Source organism: Vibrio sp. V33_P6A3T137 (genome assembly GCF_009904835.1).
In the GTDB taxonomy this organism is placed as follows: domain Bacteria; phylum Pseudomonadota; class Gammaproteobacteria; order Enterobacterales; family Vibrionaceae; genus Vibrio; species Vibrio metschnikovii.
The window spans coordinates 40,650-60,730 of the sequence record NZ_WXWK01000083.1 but is presented as its reverse complement, the minus strand read 5'-3'; the positions used below and the strand labels follow the sequence as shown (position 1 = coordinate 60,730).

Genomic DNA, 20,081 nt, shown 5'->3' with positions numbered 1-20,081 from the left:
GATAGTACGACAACTTCAAGTAGAATAAAGGGATATTGCTTAGCCTCGTTGCTCACATGCGCACTTCTATTATGAATAGTTTATTACGATACACCATAGGCTTATCTGGCCTAATGTTGCTAATTGGATGTGGTGAAAGTATCGAACATCATCAAATCCGCCAATCTGGATTTGTCTATTGTGGACAAGGTAGTCCTAGTACATTTAACCCTCAGTTGGTTGATAGTGGCATCACTTCCGAAGCTTTAAGTCCACAATTGTATAATAGCTTGCTCACCATCGATCCTGATTCTCATTTTGTTCAACCTGGCTTAGCCAGTGAGTGGTATGCGACTAATCAAGGCACCGAGTATATTTTTACCCTGCGTTCCGGCGTTGAGTTTCAAACCACACGCTGGTTTACTCCAACCCGTGCACTGAATGCAGAAGACGTGGTCTTTAGTTTCAAACGTATCATCGATCCTACGCATCCATTTCATAGCATCAATAATGCAAGTTATCCTTGGTTTACGAGCTTAAACATCACGAATACTCTCAAAGAGGTCGAGGCGTTAGATGCTAATACGGTAAAGTTTACTCTGACTCGACCAGATAATACTTTTTTAGCCAATATCTCTACAGCGCACGCGGTCATCATCTCGGCGGAATATGCACAACAACTGCAAGCCAGTAATCAATTAGCGAATATTGATACCCATCCTGTCGGTACTGGGCCGTTCTATTTGGATGAGTATCAACCTCTTGATCTGATTCGTTTACGTCGCCATCCACACTATTGGAATGGACCGGCGAAAATGCAGCAAGTGGTGTTTGATATCTCCCAACGCGGTACCGGAACGCTGGCTAAGTTACTGCGTCACGAATGTGATGTGTTAACGTCACCGATCGCCAGTCAACTGCCAATCATCGAAAATCAGCCACACCTCACTCTCAAATCGAAGCCGGCGATGAATATTGCTTTTATTGCAGTGAATACCTCACATCCAGCGCTGAATGATGTTCGGGTACGTAAAGCGCTTAATTTTGCGATCAATCGACAAAATATCTTAGATTCGGTGTACTACGGTACCGGCAGCATCGCCTATAACCTACTACCGCCAAGCTCATGGGCTTATCAAAAAGATACGGTACAAATTCGCTATGATCGTAACTATGCGCTCGCTCTATTACGTGAAGCTGGCGTTACCTCAGGATTAGAGCTCACCATGTCGGTTCCAAATGAACCTCGGGCTTATAATCCTAGTCCAAGAAAAACCGCAGAATTAATCCAGACTCAGTTGGCCGAGGTTGGTATTACACTGCACTTGGTGGCTGAAGATCGCCTACAACGAGGTGAACTGCCACAACGTACAGAAGTCGATTTACTGCTGACAGGTTGGATTGGACACACAAGCGATCCGGACAATTTCTTACGTCCTTTACTTTCTTGTAGTGCGAATCGGGCAGGTCTTAATGTCGCCATGTGGTGCAATGATGACTTTGATTTCCTACTTGATCTAGCAAGAGAAGTCGAACGACCACGCTATAGGCTTAACCTCTACACCCAAGCACAAAATATACTGAATCAAGAGTTTCCAATTATTCCTTTAGCGCATGGCAAACAATTTAAAGCGTACACGACATCACTATCGGGTTTTCAACTGAGTCCATTTAATGTGCAACCTTTCAATACCATCGAGAGGATAAGTGAATAATGTTTAACTATACGTTTCGTCGCTTTAACCTCTTTGTGGTAACTTTATTTATTTTAACCTTAGTCGGTTATAGCTTACTCAGATTAGATCCGAGCTCTCATGCGATACAAGATAATTACTGGCTAGGCTGGTGGTCTTATGTGCAAGAACTGGCTCGTTTAAATTTTGGCGTCAATAAAAATGGCACGCCGATCATAGACGAACTATTGCTCGTATTTCCAGCCACCTTAGAACTGTGTTTAATTGCTTTTACCCTAGCGCTTGTGATTGGAATTCCCGTTGGAACCATTGCTGGTATGAAGCAAGGAAAATGGGTGGATACGGCAATTTCTTTTACCTCAATCTCTGGTTATTCGGCTCCGATTTTTTGGGTCGCGCTGATGATGATCATGTTATTCTCACTCAATTATGAAGCACTGCCTGTTGCCGGACGTTATGATTTACTTTATCAAATCCAACCCATAACTGGCTTTGCATTAATAGATGCCTTTCTTGCGCAAGGGCCGGATCGCCACTATGCACTACAAAGTGTGATTGAGCATATGATTTTACCTTGCTTAGTGCTGGCTCTAGCGCCAACCACGCAAGTGATCGGATTAATGCGTGCATCTGTCTCTGATGTGATGGCTCAGAACTATATTCGTGCCGCTCGTATTAAGGGGCTATCGTATTATCGGATCATTACCCAACATGTTCTGCCTAACGCGATTCCACCAATTATCCCTAAATTTGGTTTTGAACTCTCCAGTATGCTGACGCTGGCGATCATTACCGAATCGATTTTTAACTGGCCTGGCATCGGCCGCTGGCTGCTGGAAGCGCTCTCCAACAAGGATTACGTATCTATGCAAGCAGGGGTAATTGTGATTGGTGTATTGGTATTAACCGCCAATATTTTATCAGACCTCGTCGGAACTCTCGTCAACCCTCTGATAAGGAAAGAGTGGTATGCTAACAAATAGTATTTACCAAGAAGAGCACATCCCGACCCAATTTGAGCGTTTTTGGCGGAGTTTTAAAGCCAATAATCTCGCTATGTTTGGGTTATGGTGTTTATTAATCGTTCTTTTTCTCACGCTGACTTCTTATTGGATAACACCGCACGATCCTCATAGTCAGTCAGGAGAATTATTAATGCCGCCATCTTGGGATCCTAGCGGGACCGTCAAATTCTTTTTAGGCACTGATGATTTCGGGCGTGATATTTTATCTCGTCTGATTGATGGATCTCGCTCAACCTTGGGTTCTGCATTATTGATCACCTTTATCGCAGCGCTCATCGGATGTTTAATTGGTATTTTAGCGGGCATGACTAAAGGGCTGCTCTCAAGCACCCTCAATCATTTATTAGATACGGTCATGTCCATCCCGTCCTTGCTACTGGCAATAATCTTCGTCGCTTTCTTAGGGCCAGGCGAATTTAATGTCTTATTGGCTATCGGCTTAGCCCTGATCCCGCGTTTTGTTCGCTCAGTCTATATCGCAGTACATAACGAGGTAGAGAAAGATTATATTTTGGCCGCTCGCCTTGATGGAGCGAGTGATATTTATCTCTTGTGGTATTCCATATTACCTAACGTACTACCGGTCATTGCCGCCGAGATCACATTAGGGCTGTCGGTGGCGATTTTAGATATTTCAGCCCTCGGTTTTTTAGGTTTAGGCGCTCAGTCACCCAGTACCGAATGGGGAGCCATGCTCGGTGATTCTGTGGAGCTGATTTACTTAGCACCTTGGACGGTGACGCTACCCGGCCTCGCGATTATGTTTACTGTGGTGATGATTAACTTAGTCGGTGAAGGCGTCCGTCAAGCCTTAAATGCAGGAGTGGAATAATGCCGCTGTTAGATATTCGCCATCTCACGATTGAAATTGATACGCCGCAAGGGTTAGTTAAAGCGGTCGACCGTATGAGCTTAACCATGAATGAAGGCGAGATTCGAGGTTTAGTTGGCGAGTCTGGATCAGGTAAAAGCTTAGTCGCTAAAGCGATTGTGGGGGTGAGCAAAGATAACTGGCGAATTACTGCCGATAGGATGCGTCTTGGCAATATTGATCTGCTCCAACTGACCCCCCGTGAACGCAGACGAGTCATTGCTCGTGATATTGCCATGATTTTTCAAGAACCCTCAACCTGCCTTGACCCCTCTGATAAAGTCGGTGAACAGTTGATTGAATCGATCCCCTCGCGTACCTTTGAAGGGCGTTGGTGGGAGCGTTTTACTTGGCGAAAAAAACAAGCCATTGCTTTACTGCATAAAGTCGGTATTAAAGACCATCGTAAAATCATGGCAAGCTACCCTTATGAGCTAACCGATGGTGAATGCCAAAAAGTGATGATCGCCATGGCGATTGCAGCAAAACCGAAATTGTTGATTGCCGATGAACCAACAAATGACTTGGACCCCATTACTCAATCACAAATTTTACGTTTACTCAGTCGGATGAACCAAGTCAATAATACCTCTATTTTGTTAGTCGGCCATGACTTAACCACCATTACCCAATGGGCAACACGCATCACTGTTATGTATTGTGGTCAATCCGTGGAATCCGCTGATACACCTAAGATCATGACTGAGCCTAAGCACCCTTATACCGTTGCGCTTCTCAAAGCGATGCCCGATTTCAGTGATTGGATACCTCACAAACAGAAGCTGCAATCATTGCCAGGCTCCATTCCCCCATTGCAACATCTCCCGATCGGCTGTCGCTTAGGACCTCGTTGTCCTTATGCTCAGCGTCAATGTGTCGAAGTGCCTGCCACTCGATTCATTAAAAGCCATAAGTTTGCTTGTCATTTTCCACTGAATATGGAGCCATAATCATGAGTGCTTCACTGCTAGAAGTTCATCAGTTATCCAAAGATTTTGTGAATCGCTCTGGTCTGTTTCGTAAAACCATTCACCATGCGGTCAAGCCAGTGAGTTTTAGCTTAGAGGCTGGACAGACTATTGGTTTTATCGGTCAAAATGGCTCAGGTAAATCGACTCTTGCACGTATGTTAGCGGGCGTAGTGGAGCCGTCCTGCGGCGACATTTTGGTCAATGGCGAGCTTCTAGCGCATCAAGATTACAGTACACGTTGCAAATTAATTCGGATGATTTTTCAAGATCCAAATACCTCGCTCAATCCGCGCCTACAAATAGGTAGAATTTTAGAAGGCCCGCTGAAACGTAATACCAGCATGACACCAGAAGCACGGATGAATCGTGTGAGAGACACCTTGCTGCGCGTAGGACTGCTTCCAGAACATGCTTACTTTTATCCACAAATGTTAGCCACTGGGCAAAAACAGCGGGTTTGTTTGGCTCGGGCGCTGATTTTGCAACCTTCGGTGATCATTGCCGATGAAGCATTAAACGGTTTAGACATGGCCATGCGATCACAAATCATCAACCTTTTCTTAGAGTTACAAGAAGAAATGGGCGTGTCTTTTATTTATGTTTCGCAACATATTGGCATTGTTAAACATATCACGGATAAAATCATGGTCATGCATGAAGGTGAAGTTGTTGAGTCAGGTAACACTTTACAAGTCTTAGCTGATCCTCAGCATCCTATTACTCAACGGATGATTGAAAGCCATTTTCAAAAAGCACCAAACTTTAAGTAACGGCTTAGCCGGTAACATAAAGTATCATTGAGCGGTTAAGATCAACGATTGAATGCCTACTCGAATAAGCAAAAGGCCCAAATCATTGGGCCTTTGTTCTCTAACTCACTTTATTGGGCGGATTTTTGCTTATTCAATTCCCTATCAAATTCATCGGGAAATAAGACCACCCCTTCTTCATTCTCATTCGGACAAACTACAACCGAAAGATCATCATCTGCCAATCCAGGAGTCCAGCGACTGCGCCATTGATTAAGAGGAATAGACTGAGCTTCACACTCTGCCCACTCGCCAGTGGCCCACGCCTCGGCTAGCTCACGATGCGGCCAAACGGGCACACACTCTTCGTCTTCAGTATTGAGCATCACACAGCCATCTTGGTCTTTTAAAATCCAGACTTGCTGATTAGCAACAATGTGCTTAATGCAATACGTTAAACGCTGTTCAGAATCATACTGATTGACGGCCGCGATTTGCTCCGCGCTAAGTGAATTAGACATAATATTCTCCGCTTTTTTTAAGCCCAAGATCATACCGTAATTTAATCATTACGCCAGCTCCGTTTGCGCCGCCACGACAACATCACATTCATATTCATCGCTGCCGCTGCACCTTAGCCGAGCTATCACTGCACGAATATCGTGCATCATTTATACGAAAAATCATTCAGTTAATGTTACGCACTGAGTTTGAAAGCACTTATCCACAGAAAATGTGGATAACCAGCCCAACGATAAAAACCTACTCTTTGAGATAAATTAACCAATACCAAATCCCCACAAACACACCACCACCGACAATATTGCCCAAGGTAACAGGAATTAAGTTATCGACAATGAAGTTCATCATGGTTAAGTCGGCATACTGGGCGATATTCGCCCCAGTCATCTGCCAAAAAGCCTCAGGGGCCACGTATTTGATGCCAATGGCTAACGGCACTTGATACATGTTAGCAATACAGTGTTCAAACCCAGAAGAAACAAACATCGCTACGGGTAAAATGAGTACCATGACTTTGTCTGTTAAAGAGCGAGCACTGAAAGTCATCCATACGGCTAAACAGACCAAAATATTGCACATCAAACCAAGAGAAAAAGCCTGCAGAAAACCATGATGCAGCTTATGCTCGGCAATCGCCATTGCATTTAAACCGAGTTGTCCACCATCATCCATAAACTGCTTGGTTGATAACATGATCCCAACCAATAAAACAGAACCACATAAGTTACCAAAATAGACCACGATCCAGTTTTTGACTAACTGTGGCCAAGAAATTTTCCCACTCGCTTTGGCGACCAAGGTCAATACAGAGCTGGTAAAGAGCTCTCCCCCCGTAATCACCACCAAAATCAATCCAAGACTAAAGGCTATCCCGCCAATCAGCTTAGCAATACCGTAGGGAATATCTTGTGCGCCCGTGGTAACCACGGTGTAAAACACAAAAGCGATACCAATATGAATGCCTGCAGAAATCGCCAGTAAAAACGATTTATACATAGGTTTAGTGGCTTTACTTTCTCCGGTGACGGCAGCACGTTCCGCCATTTGTGGAGGAAGCAGAGAGTCGAACTGGTTCAGATCCATAATTAATGTTACATTTTGATACAGGTAAAAGAGTGGCGGATAATCGCTCCATTTCCTTTTTTGTTCAAGGGGTATTATTGATGTTTACCAAAAATGTTTTAAAGCCTACCTCACGCAGCTTCTTTCTCCTTCCTTTAACTGCATAAAAAAAGCCCATAATGGATTAAGATAACAGTTCTCTATGTTTATGATTGCGTCTTTTTCTTTCGACGATTAAGGTGAATTTAAATCAACCATAGTAAGGGTTTACGATGAAATTTTCTCCACAGCACCTTGATGAATTAAACCTGCTTATTCAATTTGATGTCAGCAGCGCAGCAACGGGTATAAAAGTACACAGCGATGCTCCAGAAGCACTCCAAGCCGCTGCACAGCGACTTCATGAAAAAGGCTTATGCAGCTTACCCGATGGTGGTTATTTGACTCACGAAGGGATTGAAATGGCCGAACTTACCCAACGTCTTTTGCACGTGTTAACTCACGCTTAATCTTCTTCCATCAAACCATGCGATAATAACGTTAACTTTCGGCTCATCATTCACGATGGCTTTGGAGTTAACGTTATTGCTCTCTCAGTGACAAGCTCCTAACAACCACTATCCAACAGGTAATTGTATGCAACGTATCGCCATTATCGGTGCAGGTTGGCTGGGCCAACCACTGATTCAACATCTCAAACAACAAAATTATTACGTTTGTGCCAGCCGCACCAGCCTATCAGGCGTTGAGCAATTGCACGCACAAGGCGTGGAGGGGTTTGTTTGTCAATTACCAGAAGCCTCTAGACTTGCCGAAGAATTATTGACCTTTCGATGCGATGCGTTGATTGGCTGCTTTCCTCCCGGTTTTCGCAAAGGCCACGGCACCGACTACCAAGCAAGCTGGCAAACGTTAGTTAACGCAGCACAACAAGCGGGCATTCGCAAAATTATCATGATCAGCTCAACCAGTGTTTATCCTGACCAAGCACAAACGATGCGTGAAGAAGATGCCTCTTTGGTTCAGTGTGAACAAAACTCTATGTTTTCAGAGAAAGCCAAAATCATGCTCTGCGCCGAACAAGCCGTTATCGATAGCGGTATCGAGTATGCTATTTTGCGTTGCAGTGGGTTAATCGGTCCCAATCGCCACCCTGCTCGCTTTGCGCTTCGTCTTTCTCAAGTCAGCGATCAAGCGCCCGCCAATATGGTCCATCAATATGATGTTTTACAAGCGATTACTTTTTCGCTGAGTGAGGTTAACAACCACATTATCAATGTCACTACGCCGACAACGGTCAGTAAAGCCGAGTTTTACCGAGCGGCTTTGTCTGCGGTTCAATCACCTCATCCTTTACCACCGATTGTTCATTTACCCGATAAACGAATTGTCAGTGATAAGCTGATCACGATGGGATTTCATTTTCACTACGCTAATACATTAGAGGCGCTGCACGGTTATGAGTAAACGTCTTTATCAACATTTAGAAACTCTGTGGCAGTTTATGCAAATGGGACACGAGTTAAAACCTGCTGATGTGATCGTTGTCCCTGGTAGTAATGATATACGCGTTGCCGAAGTGGCCGCGGATTTATACCAAAGAGGACTAGCACCGTGGGTGCTTTTTTCTGGGGATAAAGGGCGCTTTACGGAAGATTTATTTGAGTACAGTGAAGCTGAAACATTCGCGATGGTCGCTAAAGAGTGCGGCTTACCCAGTTCTGCGATCTTATTAGAAACCCGAGCCACCCATAGTGGTGAGAATGTGTGTTTGAGTCATCAATTGCTCAGTGAGAAAGGTATTCAGGCTCAACGTTTACTGATTGTGCATAAACCATATATGGAGCGACGCGCTTTCGCGACCTTTACTAAACAGTGGCCAGCAACGTTAACTTCTTTGCAAGTGACCTCTTCTGGCGGAGATTTTTTTGATTACTTGACCGAATCCCTGACGCTCGATGTAGTACTCCACGCCTTACTGGACGATTTTCAACGTTTGTTGGATTACCCTGCGCAGGGTTTTCAGATTCCCCAATCGATCCCAGATGAAGTACAGCAAGCTTATCAAGCCCTTAAGCGGTTGTTTTAAACATTCATTATACCCAAACGAGTTGAAGTTGCAGGTAGGCGGCAAGTGAGTAAATCCCCATGAGCATAGGCAAACTATGTGATTGGGGTGAACGAACGTAGCCAACACCGCTGCAGCTTCAAGTAGGAAGGGTATATTAGGGGCAAATGAAGGCTTGCCCCTCGTCTACTGAGATGATTGACGGCAAGGAATATCGCGAACAGAACTCAACGCCCAAGCGCTTGTTTATAATGTTGACGGCATACCGAGACGTAGCGATCATTACCACCAATATCGACTTGGTCACCTTCACAAATAGCCTGACCGTGCTCATCGGTACGGATCACCATATTCGCCTTGCGACCACAATGACAAATGGTTTTCAGTTCAATCAATTTATCCGCCCACGATAACAGATATTTACTTCCCTCAAACAGCTCACCCAAAAAGTCGGTACGCAAACCATAGCAAAGTACCGGAATATCTAACTTATCGACCACTTCCGTTAACTGATACACTTGCTCGCGAGTTAAAAACTGGCATTCATCAACCAGTACACAATGGCGTTTCTGTTCGGTATTTAATTGAGTGATCGCGTGCAATAAATCGGTGGTGTCATCAAACAGATGAGCATCCGCTTCAAGGCCAATACGCGAGCTGACCTTACCAACACCAAAGCGGTTATCAATCGCGGCAGTAAAAATCACCGGAGTCATGCCCCGCTCTTGGTAGTTAAACGACGATTGCAGCAAGGTGGTTGATTTACCCGCGTTCATTGCGGAGTAATAAAAATACATCTGAGCCAACGGGGAGGTTTCCTATTAAAACTAAAAAGCGCGCCATTGTAGCAAACCCTCATCAAATGTGGATGCTTATTAGCAACGATAAGGCTTGTTCGTGAGCTTAACGGTTCATTTCTACGATAAAAAAGGGCGGCTCAAAGCCACCCTCTTCTTATCATCAAACAACCATCGTTTACTGTGCTTTTTCTTTAGCTGCCGTCACGGCAATCGCTAATTCTTCAAGAGCGGCTGGGTTAGCGACACTTGGAGCATCCGTCAATAAACAAGCCGCTGCGGTCGTTTTCGGGAAAGCAATCACATCGCGGATGTTTTCCGTTCCACACAACAGCATCACTAAACGGTCTAAACCAAACGCAAGGCCAGCGTGTGGTGGTGTGCCGTATTTTAGTGCATCCAACAAGAAGCCAAACTTCAAACGTTGCTCATGCTCATCAATACCCAGCAAATCAAATACCGCTGATTGCATGGTCGCATCATGAATACGAACAGAGCCACCACCGACTTCATAGCCGTTTAACACCATATCGTAAGCATTAGACAACGCATTACTTGGGCTGGCTTTTAATTCTTCTGCCGTCATATTCAATGGTGCAGTGAATGGGTGATGCATTGCCGCAACATTGCCTTCGCTGTCGGTTTCAAACATAGGGAAATCAACAACCCACAATGGTGCCCAAGTTGCCCCGTTGGTGATGGCCAAATCTTTGCCTACTTTAAGACGTAAAGCACCCATCGCTTCCGCGACAACATTGGCATTATCAGCGCCAAAAAGAATGATGTCGCCATTCTCTGCTTGAGTACGCTCAATAATTGTTTGCACAATCTCGGCATTTAGGAATTTAGCGACTGGCGATTGGATACCCTCCAAACCAGCAGCGCGATCATTGACTTTCAACCACGCTAAACCTTTCGCGCCATAAATAGCGACAAACGCGGTGTATTCGTCAATTTGCTTACGCGATAGCGCTGCACCACCAGGAACGCGAAGCGCAGCAACACGACCTTTTTCATCATTGGCAGGACCCGAGAAAACTTTGAAATCGACCTCTTTCAGTAAATCCGCTACATCAACCAGTTCCATTGGGTTACGTAGATCAGGTTTATCACTACCAAAACGACGAATCGCTTCGCTATACGGCATGACGGGGAACTCACCCAAATCAACATCCAATAGCTCCAACCACATCTCACGAATCATTTGCTCAGTAACCGCACGAACTTGATCCGCCGTCATAAATGAGGTTTCGATATCGATTTGAGTAAATTCTGGTTGGCGATCGGCACGTAAGTCTTCATCACGGAAACACTTAACGATTTGATAATAGCGGTCAAAGCCAGACATCATCAGTAACTGTTTGAATAACTGAGGAGACTGAGGTAAAGCATAGAAACTGCCTTTGTGCACTCGGCTTGGGACGAGATAGTCACGCGCACCTTCTGGTGTTGCTTTGGTCAATACCGGTGTTTCAATGTCCAAGAAGCCATGTGTATCAAGGAAGCGACGGACAAAACTTGACGCTTTGGCTCGCAGCTTAATCCGATCGCTCATCTCTGGGCGGCGCAAATCTAAATAACGGTATTTTAGGCGCTGCTCTTCCGAGTTCTTTTGGTTGGAATCTAAAGGTAAGGCTTCTGAACGGTTGATGATCTGCAAATCTTGAGCCAGTACTTCTACTGCGCCCGTTGCCATATCTTGATTGATTTGACTGTCTGGACGAGCGCGGACTTCACCCGTTAGCTTGATGCAGAACTCATTACGCACTTGGTTGGCAATGTTAAACACATCCACCATATCGGGGTCGACAACAACCTGAACGATACCTTCACGATCTCGCATATCAATAAAAATCAGACCGCCTAAATCACGACGGCGGTTAACCCAACCGCAAAGTTCTACTGTTTGTCCAACAAGGGACTTGTTCAGGTGACCACAATAATGGCTACGCATAATGAAATTCCCAACCTCTATTTAATTCATCTTATTCCTAGCCGCAGATAATGTTAGCTACGGCGCATGATTCCATTTATACGCTGAAAAAAGTTGAAAATCGACCTTCCAGAATACAATTTTGCTGTGTTTTCTTCTGCCCTGCCTTTTCCGTACAATAATTCAGCAAAATATGTACAAAGCATCAACAGTAATAAAATTGGCGCTGATTATAACGTTAAAATAACGTATTCTTCAAAGAACTCATGCTTACCAACAAGAAAAAACTCATCATCGCAGCAATGACCAAACCACTTGAAGTAAGAAGCAAATAAACCGTGACGATGACAAACTTACCACTACGTCTAGGACTGACCCTATGGTCACATACCGGCTGGCAAAGGCGCTTTTATCCTTCGGGTAGTTCAGCGGCCGATCGTTTAGCGCACTACGCAACCGTTTTTCACACCGTCGAAGGCAATACGACGTTTTATGCGTCGCCCTCGCCACAAACGGTGAATAATTGGCGAGCCGCAACCCATGACCATTTCCGTTTCACATTTAAGCTACCGAAAAGTATTACCCACCAACATCAGTTGGTTGGATGCCAAGGTGAACTCAAACAGTTTTTACAATTAATGGCTCCACTGCATCAACGAATTGGTTTATGGACCATACAACTGCCGGCTTCGTTTAGTACCGCTCAGTTGAGTCATTTACAAAAATTTTGCCGCTATTTCCCCAAAGATTTCCCATTAGCGGTAGAAGTGCGCCATCGTGACTATTTTGCTAAAGGTGAAGAAGAGCGCCGTTTTAACCAATGGCTGATTGAAGAGGGGATCAATCGAATTATCATGGATAGCCGCCCTGTTTTTGCCGCCGAGCCAAGCAACGAAACCATTATTGATGCACAAAAGAAAAAGCCGAAAGTGCCCGTCCACGCATTAGCCACTGCCGATAACCCCATGATTCGCTTTATCGGCCATCCTGATTTAACCGCGAATGATGCTTTTTTTAATCCTTGGCTACAAAAGTTACCCCAATGGATCGCCGCCGGAAAACAACCCTATCTGATGATTCATACGCCGGATAACTTTTATGCCCCAGAACTCGCGGTTGATTTGTATCGGCAATTACAAACCAGCGTCCAACTTGCGCTTATTGCCGATGGAATCGCCAAACAAACAACGTTACCCGATTTAGCTCCATTTCCGGCCCAAAACAGTCAACAAATGTCGATATTTTGACGATGTTTTGTCACTAGCTCTGGGTATATAATGACAGACCAGTAAATTTTTCATAAAATACGGCACTTTTTTATCTAACCCGTCATTTTATTCCTCGATGTTAGCGAGCGCTCATTTCTATTCGCGTCGTGATGATAAAAGGACAGGTAAAATCAAGTGTGTATAAGGGTTACTCATGGCCAACAAAGACACCATATTCTCCGCTCCTATCGATAAAATCGGTGATTTTACCTTCGATGAGCGAGTGGTTGAAGTGTTCCCCGATATGATTCAGCGTTCCGTTCCGGGCTACAGTAATATTATTTCCGCGATTGGCATGCTCGCCGAACGTTTTGCTAAGCCACACTCTAATTTGTATGATCTTGGCTGTTCATTAGGCGCTGCCACTTTATCCATGCGTCGTCATATTCAACAAGAAGGGTGCAAAATTATCGGCGTCGATAACTCATCGGCGATGGTAGAACGGTGTAAATTGCACGTGAATGCTTACCGTTCTGATACGCCAGTCGAGATTATCGAAGCGGACATTCGTGATATTCAGATCGACAATGCCTCTGTGGTGGTGCTTAACTTCACACTGCAATTTTTGTCCCCTGACGATCGTTATCGCCTACTGGAAAATATTTATGCTGGATTACGTAGTGGCGGAATATTGATTATTTCTGAAAAGTTTATTTTCCCTAATCAAACGGCTCACGAGCTGCTGATCGATTTACATCATGACTTTAAACGTGCTAATGGCTATAGCGAATTAGAGATTAGCCAAAAGCGCAGTGCAATTGAAAATGTGATGCGCCCAGACTCAATAGAAGCCCACAAAGCACGCTTCAAAGCCTTAGGCTTTTCGAGCTACGAAATGTGGTTCCAATGCTTTAATTTTGGGTCGATGTTCGCCATCAAATAATCCCATCGTGTGCTGACTTGGCATGATTACCTCAAATAATAACCACGCTTTTTTCCTGCAAGGTAGATATGGGTTCTCTACCATCGTGGGTTTGTACTAGTTAGGAATAGACGATTATGTTTAATTTTGGTCCACTTTATCAGCGCATTGCGCAAGACACCCGCTTACAGCCTTGGTTAGAAGTGTTACCCAAGCAGCTTGCTGAATGGCAGGCGAAACCTCATGGGGATATGGAACGCTGGCTACGCGCCTTAAAAAAAATCTCGGATGCCAGTCCTGATCATATTGACTTAAAAGAGTCGGTGTCGGTGAGCAATACACACCCCTTGCCTGAAGGTGAGCAAAAAAAACTAACCAGTCTATTAAAAACGCTCCATCCATGGCGCAAAGGTCCTTATCAACTGCATGGCATTCATATCGATACCGAGTGGCGCAGCGACTGGAAATGGGATCGTCTTCTACCTCACATTTCACCCCTTCAGGGGCGTTCAATATTGGATGTCGGCTGTGGTAATGGTTACCATATGTGGCGTATGCTCGGCGAAGGAGCGTATCAGGTGATGGGTATCGATCCATCTGAACTGTTTTTAATCCAATTTGAAGCCGTTCGAAAATTGATGGATAACGATCAACGTATCCATTTAGTCCCGCTTGGTATTGAACAACTCCCTGAATTACAAGCATTTGATACTGTATTTAGTATGGGAGTATTGTATCATCGTCGCTCACCATTAGATCACCTCATCCAATTAAAAAATCAACTGGTTAGTGGGGGTGAATTGGTCTTAGAGACTCTGGTGATTGAAGGGGATGAAAATGCGGTTCTTGTGCCTTTTGACCGCTATGCCCAGATGCGAAATGTGTACTTTTTCCCATCAGCGCTGGCATTAAAAGGCTGGCTAGAAAAAGTCGGATTTGTGGATGTACGGATTGTCGACGAGAACATTACCTCACAAGATGAGCAACGCAGTACCGAGTGGATGACTCATAATTCGCTCCCCGATTACCTTGATAATAACGATCCAAGTAAAACCGTGGAAGGTTATCCAGCGCCACGTCGAGCAATTTTAATTGCTCAGAAACCATAATTGACACAGCCTTAACTCGTCAGGCTACGGATACGTCTACCCTAACGGATGAGATTAGCGCCCTCGGGCGCTGATCGATGACTTAAAGTCACCGATCGTCCTTTAAGTCATCGAGGGTATAACGAATGAAACCATCACATAACAATAAGGTTGCCAATGTTTAAGCGAATAGCTCCCATCGTTGCACTGAGCCTACTCTCAGGCTGCACACTATTAAAGGGGGATGAATATCATCAGGCTACGCTGGCCGCACTTCACCAATCTGAGTCAAACATTGCTAATAAAATCGTTAATTTAGAACTCCATATCAGCAATCAGATGGATTATATCGATAGCCTTGAAGGTAAAGTCTCTAGCTTACAGAATGAAATGTACGAGTTAAAAGACCTCGCCAACCGACCGATCATCATCAGTGAACCATCACCATCCGCTGATTCCCTCGCCACGGTCAATGCCACTCAAACTATCCCTCGTCAGGATCTGGTATTAGGTGAAATCGAACGCGTGACCATCGACAGTATTAAACAATCGTTTGATGCTCGAATTGATACTGGCGCAGCGACTTCTTCACTGAATGCCGTCGACGTTGAAGAGTTTGAACGCAATGGCAAGAATTGGGTACGTTTTCACCTCACCGGTGATAATAGCGTCAAAGACGATAGCAATTGGATAGAAGCGCCTATTCTCCGTTATGTTCGTATTCGTCAAGCGACCAACGAGCAAACAGAGCGTCGTGCTGTGGTCGAATTATGGGTGAAATTGGGGCCTATTCATCAAAAATCTCAATTTACCCTCGCTGATCGTTCACAAATGACCCATCCTATTTTATTAGGTCGGGAATTTATTCGCGATATCGCCGTGGTGGATGTAAGCCGTCAATACATTCAGACAGAAACTAAAGTAAAATAAGGCCCATTATGACGTCACGAATTCCGTTTTATCTATCCATATTGTTGTTAATTGTGGTGGGGATTACTTTAAGTGTCATGCGTCATCAAAGCTATGGTGTACCATGGACACCCGGTGAAACTCGCCAAGTCTGGGACATTGAAGCGCGAATTGAATTTAACGCGCAAGGTCGGGAAGTCAAAGTCTCTCTCGCCGCTCCTCATACCCAAGATGGCTTTACGTTGATTGGAGAGAATGCCTCTTCTCCGGGTTACGGTATCTCTTATGTCACTACAGAAAGTGGCCGACGTGCAGAGTGGACCATTCGTCAGGCCAAAGGTCCACAGACCATTTATTACAAAACTCAGTTCTTGGTGGATCCACAAGCGAACGCGATTCCTCTCCCGCCAAGCGCACCGATGGTTAAACCCACATTTGACGGTCCAGATGAAACCTCAGCCATCGCGCTTATTGAGCAGGCTAACCGTCGTTCAGCGGATGACGTTACCTTTACTCGCGAACTGATTAAAGCGCTCAACGAAGCAGAAAATCAAAACGCCGCATTGCTGCTCAATAAAATGAGTAAAGTCGACGCGGCGCAAAAACTCCTTTCGTATGCACAAATTCCTAATAAAGTGGTTGGCGTCATTCGCCTAGAAGACGGACGTCGGCGTCAATCGATCCAACATATGAATCAAGTCTGGGACGGCAGTAAATGGGTGCTGTTTAATCCAGAAACTGGCACTCAACCGACTCAACCGAATTTGTTGGTGTGGGATGAATCGAATGTTTCTTTACTTGATGTGATGGGTGGACAAAACAGCCAAGTGCATTTCACGATGATTGCGCAAGATGTCTCTCCTCAACAAGCCACCAATAGTAAAGTCAGTGCCGATGGATTATTAAACCTATCCATTCATAGCTTACCGCTTGAAGAACAAGCGATGTTTAAAAATATTATGCTGATCCCTATCGGCGCACTGATTGTGGTATTTTTACGTGTGATCATTGGTTTAAAAACCTCGGGAACTTTTATGCCCGTTTTGATTGCCGTCGCGTTTGTCCAGACCCAATTAACCACGGGGATCATCGGGTTTTTATTGATTGTCGGCACAGGCTTAATCATTCGTAGCTATCTCTCTAAGTTAAACTTATTGCTGGTCGCCCGAATATCGGCGGTGATTATCTCGGTGATTTTAATCATTTCAATGTTTACTGTCGTCGCATTCAAAATCGGCCTGACCGAAGGCTTAACGATTACGTTCTTCCCAATGATCATCTTATCTTGGACCATTGAACGAATGTCTATCCTTTGGGAAGAGGAAGGCGCTAAAGAAGTGATTCTGCAAGGTGGTGGCTCGTTATTGACTGCCGTGCTGATTTACTTAGCCATGACTAACCCTTATGTACAGCACTTAACTTTCAACTTTATTGGATTACAGTTAATTGTCTTAGCAGGCATTTTATTATTGGGAACGTATACTGGTTATCGCTTAACCGAACTGCGTCGCTTTAAACCCTTGGTAGACGGAGATTAATATGTTTTTTTCTCTTTCTGAATACACCTCCCCTTTCAAGCTACGCCGTAAGGGGATCATGGGTATGAATAAGCGTAATCATAGCTATATTGGTCGCTATAATGATCGCTCCAAATACCCTCTGGTTGACGATAAGCTGCAAACAAAACTGATTGCTCAACGCGCAGGTTGTACGGTGCCAAAGCTGATTGGCGTGATCAGCAACCAAGGCGATGTTAGGCGCATTCACGAGATGGTCAAAGAGTGGCCGGGCTTTGTTATCAAACCGGCACGAGGCAGTGGCGGCAAAGGTATCTTAGTCATCACCTCACACAAAGATGGCATTTACACCAAGCCCTCTGGCTCGACCATTAATAAAGAAGATGTGGAACGACACGTCAGTAACGCTTTAGCTGGTCTCTTCTCGCTGGGTGGTAAAAATGACGTTGCCGTGATCGAAAACCTAATCAAATTTGATGACTGCTTTGATGGTTTCAGCTATGAAGGCGTTCCCGATGTACGGATCATCGTCTTTAAAGGCTACCCAGTAATGGCAATGATGCGGCTTTCTACCTCTGCTTCAGATGGCAAAGCTAACTTACACCAAGGAGCGGTGGGAGTGGGCGTTGACCTCGGATCGGGTAAAGCGGTACGTGCTGTACAGTTCAATCGCCCAGTGACCCATCATCCCGATACCGGAAGATCATTATCTGAGCTTACGGTACCGCATTGGGAACGCTTATTAACCTTAGCGGCCAGTGCATGGGAAATGACCGGTTTAGGTTATATTGGAACTGATATGGTCCTTGATAAAGAAGAAGGTCCGATGGTGCTTGAGCTCAATGCTCGTCCAGGATTAGCGATTCAAACCGCTAATGGTGCTGGCTTACTACCAAGGTTACAGCATATTGAAAGCATCGGATCACCACTGATTTATCCAACACCAGCCGAGCGAGTGGCTTATGCCGCGAAACAATTTGGGCTAAAAAACGGGTAATACTCATTAGATGGTGATTACCGCCATTCAATTGACGGTGGACAACTAAGTTTGCAGCTTGACAATAAAGTTCGAAACTTTTCGATGATTTTTTGTCGTAGTTTACCTTGTACTCTGACAAGGTTTTATCCAGAACCATACTGAAGGGCAATGACCGTAACGCAGATTTGCCCCGAAATCGTTTAGTGCAAATACTCTTTTAAATTTTGAAGACATATATTTCCATACTAAAAGTTATACGAAGCCTGAATACAGAAAAGTATTGCGTTGTGGGCTGCCACCTCATTTCTGACATAACTATTGACTAGTTTTGTATTGAAGAGCAGAGTAAAAAAATGTTTTTTTAAATCAAAAAGTGATTTGTTACTAAAGAGAAATCATAAGTGCTGACTAACAAACCTTTACATTGAGTCACTTAAATTAGGATATGGTATTTTGAACACTGCCCCATCACGACGTCTAAGACGCCTCCGAAGTTCCGAAGCTATGCGAGATTTATTAAGAGAAAATCATGTACAACTAGGTGATTTAATTCATCCTATATTTGTCGAGGAACATATAGAGCAACCAGTGCCAATTTCTACTCTACCTGGCATAAGCAGAATCCCAGAGTGTCATTTAGCGGATGAGGTTCGAGAACTTCATGCTTTAGGTATACGCTATGTGATGCCTTTTGGAATATCTCATACTAAAGATGCGCAAGGAAGCGACACATGGAATGATCATGGTTTACTTGCACGTATGATTAAAATAATAAAGTCTGCTGTACCAGATATGATGGTCATTCCAGATATCTGTTTCTGTGAATATACTGTTCATGGGCATTGTGGAGTAATAAAAAATAATAACGTGTGTAACGACCTTACGGTTGAAAACTTGGTTAAGCAATCTTTAACAGCAGCTCAAGCGGGTGCTGATATGTTAGCTCCTTCATCAATGATGGATGGTCAAGTAAAAGAGATTCGTCTGGGCCTTGATGCCGTCGGTTATCATGACGTGGCAATTTTGGCACATTCAGTAAAGTTTGCTTCTTCCTTTTACGGGCCATTTAGGACGGCAGTAGATTGTGGACTCAATGGTGATAGGAAAGGCTATCAACTTGACTATGCCAACGGTCGACAAGCTTTACTCGAAGCTTCTCTTGATGAAGCTGAAGGTGCTGATATTCTTATGGTCAAACCAGGTACACCTTATCTAGATGTGCTTTCCCGCTTAAGACAAGAGACTCATTTACCGTTAGCTGCTTATCAAGTAGGTGGAGAGTATGCGAGTATTAAATTTGCGGCTCTGGCTGGTGCTCTCGATGAAAAGTCAGTGGTGAACGAAACTTTTATTGGGCTAAAACGAGCTGGAGCAGATTTAATTGTCAGCTACTATACCAAGCAGTATGCGACATGGTTAAGTGAAGAAATTTAGCTGAGTATTTGGCTATGAATTTCAATAATTAACATAAGTTCTCTACTATACCAAAACTGTGGACTAAAGGAATGTTCTTTGTCCACATTATTCAATTTTCAGAGTTGGCATATTCGCATTCAAATGTTTAAAGCTTTAAGGTTTCAGCCCATTCTGGCTGAAACACTTTTGTCCAAAAATGAGTTTCGAACTTTATAATCATACTGTGATCACAAACTTTGTAATCACACTTTTTCTTGGGATAACCACGTTGATTGAGTCTAAGTTTCAATCTTTATTGTTACATTTGGTCGCTGTAACCACGATGGAAGCGAGCTTCGGAAGTAGAAAGGTTTCAAACTTTAATGTCCTCT

At 44.3% G+C, this 20,081-nt stretch carries 19 protein-coding genes; 15 read left to right on the top strand and 4 right to left on the bottom strand.

Translation table 11 applies throughout. The annotated features are described in order from the left end of the window. Positions 1–71 precede the first annotated feature (71 nt). The 5 genes from sapA to CAG60_RS08330 are packed head-to-tail and all read left to right on the top strand — an operon-like array spanning position 72 to position 5,310. The gene (gene sapA, locus CAG60_RS08350; protein WP_161438715.1) at positions 72–1,694 is read left to right on the top strand and encodes an ABC transporter substrate-binding protein SapA; all 1,623 of its coding nucleotides are present in this window, start codon (positions 72–74) and stop codon (positions 1,692–1,694) included. After that, positions 1,694–2,656, top strand: coding sequence for an ABC transporter permease (locus CAG60_RS08345; protein ID WP_154167957.1), 963 nt, complete (start codon positions 1,694–1,696; stop codon positions 2,654–2,656). The genes sapA and CAG60_RS08345 overlap by 1 nt, the downstream gene beginning before the upstream one ends. Further along, complete coding sequence (gene sapC / locus CAG60_RS08340) at positions 2,643–3,530, top strand: putrescine export ABC transporter permease SapC (RefSeq protein ID WP_161438714.1); 888 nt, start codon at positions 2,643–2,645, stop codon at positions 3,528–3,530. Before CAG60_RS08345 ends, sapC begins: the two co-directional genes overlap by 14 nt. Further along, positions 3,530–4,519, top strand: coding sequence for a peptide ABC transporter ATP-binding protein (locus CAG60_RS08335; RefSeq protein ID WP_004395112.1), 990 nt, complete (start codon positions 3,530–3,532; stop codon positions 4,517–4,519). The genes sapC and CAG60_RS08335 overlap by 1 nt, the downstream gene beginning before the upstream one ends. Positions 4,520–4,521: 2 nt before the next feature. Continuing rightward, on the top strand, positions 4,522–5,310 hold the full coding sequence (locus tag CAG60_RS08330; RefSeq protein ID WP_161438713.1) for a peptide ABC transporter ATP-binding protein: 789 nt from the start codon (positions 4,522–4,524) through the stop codon (positions 5,308–5,310). A gap of 110 nt (positions 5,311–5,420) precedes the next feature. Here the strand turns inward: CAG60_RS08330 and CAG60_RS08325 are convergent, their stop codons facing one another. Beyond that, positions 5,421–5,810: a DUF2750 domain-containing protein gene (locus CAG60_RS08325; protein WP_040904785.1), complete on the bottom strand. Its 390-nt coding sequence runs from the start codon at positions 5,808–5,810 to the stop codon at positions 5,421–5,423. A 241-nt stretch (positions 5,811–6,051) separates the two neighbouring features. Next, the gene (focA, locus tag CAG60_RS08320; RefSeq protein ID WP_004395109.1) at positions 6,052–6,894 is read right to left on the bottom strand and encodes a formate transporter FocA; all 843 of its coding nucleotides are present in this window, start codon (positions 6,892–6,894) and stop codon (positions 6,052–6,054) included. Positions 6,895–7,145: 251 nt separating this feature from the next. On the opposite strand from focA, the gene CAG60_RS08315 reads away from it, so the two are divergent. The 3 genes from CAG60_RS08315 to CAG60_RS08305 all read left to right on the top strand — a co-directional run bounded on the left by CAG60_RS08315 (position 7,146) and on the right by CAG60_RS08305 (position 8,962). Then, a complete protein-coding gene (locus CAG60_RS08315; protein ID WP_004395108.1) occupies positions 7,146–7,382 on the top strand; it encodes a TIGR02647 family protein in 237 nt (78 codons plus the stop codon). A gap of 127 nt (positions 7,383–7,509) precedes the next feature. After that, positions 7,510–8,340 carry an NAD-dependent epimerase/dehydratase family protein gene (locus CAG60_RS08310; protein WP_161438712.1) on the top strand — a complete coding sequence of 277 codons (831 nt, stop codon included), beginning with the start codon at positions 7,510–7,512 and terminating at the stop codon, positions 8,338–8,340. Beyond that, positions 8,333–8,962, top strand: a complete 630-nt coding sequence (locus CAG60_RS08305) for a YdcF family protein (protein ID WP_161438711.1) — start codon at positions 8,333–8,335, stop codon at positions 8,960–8,962. The genes CAG60_RS08310 and CAG60_RS08305 overlap by 8 nt, the downstream gene beginning before the upstream one ends. 206 nt (positions 8,963–9,168) lie before the next feature. Here CAG60_RS08305 and CAG60_RS08300 read toward each other — a convergent pair whose 3' ends face one another. Together CAG60_RS08300 and aspS are read right to left on the bottom strand one after the other, a co-directional pair. Further along, complete coding sequence (locus CAG60_RS08300; protein WP_161425134.1) at positions 9,169–9,747, bottom strand: thymidine kinase; 579 nt, start codon at positions 9,745–9,747, stop codon at positions 9,169–9,171. A 169-nt stretch (positions 9,748–9,916) separates the two neighbouring features. Further along, positions 9,917–11,692 (bottom strand): aspartate--tRNA ligase, encoded by a 1,776-nt coding sequence (gene aspS / locus CAG60_RS08295; RefSeq protein WP_161438710.1) that lies wholly within the window; start codon positions 11,690–11,692, stop codon positions 9,917–9,919. 323 nt (positions 11,693–12,015) lie between these two features. Between aspS and CAG60_RS08290 the strand changes: the two genes are divergently transcribed. From CAG60_RS08290 to hemB, 7 genes are all read left to right on the top strand, one after another. Beyond that, positions 12,016–12,918 (top strand): DUF72 domain-containing protein, encoded by a 903-nt coding sequence (locus CAG60_RS08290; RefSeq protein ID WP_161438722.1) that lies wholly within the window; start codon positions 12,016–12,018, stop codon positions 12,916–12,918. A 175-nt stretch (positions 12,919–13,093) separates the two neighbouring features. Then, positions 13,094–13,822 (top strand): carboxy-S-adenosyl-L-methionine synthase CmoA, encoded by a 729-nt coding sequence (cmoA, locus tag CAG60_RS08285; protein WP_161438709.1) that lies wholly within the window; start codon positions 13,094–13,096, stop codon positions 13,820–13,822. A gap of 116 nt (positions 13,823–13,938) precedes the next feature. Beyond that, positions 13,939–14,910, top strand: a complete 972-nt coding sequence (gene cmoB / locus CAG60_RS08280; RefSeq protein ID WP_004395101.1) for a tRNA 5-methoxyuridine(34)/uridine 5-oxyacetic acid(34) synthase CmoB — start codon at positions 13,939–13,941, stop codon at positions 14,908–14,910. Positions 14,911–15,066: 156 nt separating this feature from the next. After that, the gene (locus CAG60_RS08275; protein ID WP_154167943.1) at positions 15,067–15,819 is read left to right on the top strand and encodes an ATP-dependent zinc protease family protein; all 753 of its coding nucleotides are present in this window, start codon (positions 15,067–15,069) and stop codon (positions 15,817–15,819) included. Positions 15,820–15,827: 8 nt separating this feature from the next. Further along, a complete protein-coding gene (locus CAG60_RS08270) occupies positions 15,828–17,336 on the top strand; it encodes an inactive transglutaminase family protein (protein ID WP_154167941.1) in 1,509 nt (502 codons plus the stop codon). Position 17,337: 1 nt separating this feature from the next. Continuing rightward, complete coding sequence (locus CAG60_RS08265; protein WP_040904245.1) at positions 17,338–18,312, top strand: alpha-L-glutamate ligase-like protein; 975 nt, start codon at positions 17,338–17,340, stop codon at positions 18,310–18,312. A 435-nt stretch (positions 18,313–18,747) separates the two neighbouring features. Then, on the top strand, positions 18,748–19,728 hold the full coding sequence (gene hemB / locus CAG60_RS08260; RefSeq protein WP_202598549.1) for a porphobilinogen synthase: 981 nt from the start codon (positions 18,748–18,750) through the stop codon (positions 19,726–19,728). Positions 19,729–20,081: the final 353 nt, after the last annotated feature.

Bases quoted from the DNA above. Each gene is read 5' to 3' on its own strand.
- CAG60_RS08310 (WP_161438712.1), top strand. From the start codon at position 7,510: ATGCAACGTATCGCCATTATCGGTGCAGGTTGGCTGGGCCAACCACTG.
- aspS (WP_161438710.1), bottom strand. From the start codon at position 11,692: ATGCGTAGCCATTATTGTGGTCACCTGAACAAGTCCCTTGTTGGACAA.
- cmoB (WP_004395101.1), top strand. From the start codon at position 13,939: ATGTTTAATTTTGGTCCACTTTATCAGCGCATTGCGCAAGACACCCGC.
- sapA (WP_161438715.1), top strand. From the start codon at position 72: ATGAATAGTTTATTACGATACACCATAGGCTTATCTGGCCTAATGTTG.
- CAG60_RS08270 (WP_154167941.1), top strand. From the start codon at position 15,828: ATGACGTCACGAATTCCGTTTTATCTATCCATATTGTTGTTAATTGTG.
- CAG60_RS08275 (WP_154167943.1), top strand. From the start codon at position 15,067: ATGTTTAAGCGAATAGCTCCCATCGTTGCACTGAGCCTACTCTCAGGC.
- cmoA (WP_161438709.1), top strand. From the start codon at position 13,094: ATGGCCAACAAAGACACCATATTCTCCGCTCCTATCGATAAAATCGGT.
- sapC (WP_161438714.1), top strand. From the start codon at position 2,643: ATGCTAACAAATAGTATTTACCAAGAAGAGCACATCCCGACCCAATTT.
- CAG60_RS08315 (WP_004395108.1), top strand. From the start codon at position 7,146: ATGAAATTTTCTCCACAGCACCTTGATGAATTAAACCTGCTTATTCAA.
- CAG60_RS08265 (WP_040904245.1), top strand. From the start codon at position 17,338: ATGTTTTTTTCTCTTTCTGAATACACCTCCCCTTTCAAGCTACGCCGT.
- CAG60_RS08290 (WP_161438722.1), top strand. From the start codon at position 12,016: ATGACAAACTTACCACTACGTCTAGGACTGACCCTATGGTCACATACC.
- CAG60_RS08325 (WP_040904785.1), bottom strand. From the start codon at position 5,810: ATGTCTAATTCACTTAGCGCGGAGCAAATCGCGGCCGTCAATCAGTAT.
- CAG60_RS08305 (WP_161438711.1), top strand. From the start codon at position 8,333: ATGAGTAAACGTCTTTATCAACATTTAGAAACTCTGTGGCAGTTTATG.
- CAG60_RS08330 (WP_161438713.1), top strand. From the start codon at position 4,522: ATGAGTGCTTCACTGCTAGAAGTTCATCAGTTATCCAAAGATTTTGTG.
- CAG60_RS08345 (WP_154167957.1), top strand. From the start codon at position 1,694: ATGTTTAACTATACGTTTCGTCGCTTTAACCTCTTTGTGGTAACTTTA.
- focA (WP_004395109.1), bottom strand. From the start codon at position 6,894: ATGGATCTGAACCAGTTCGACTCTCTGCTTCCTCCACAAATGGCGGAA.
- CAG60_RS08335 (WP_004395112.1), top strand. From the start codon at position 3,530: ATGCCGCTGTTAGATATTCGCCATCTCACGATTGAAATTGATACGCCG.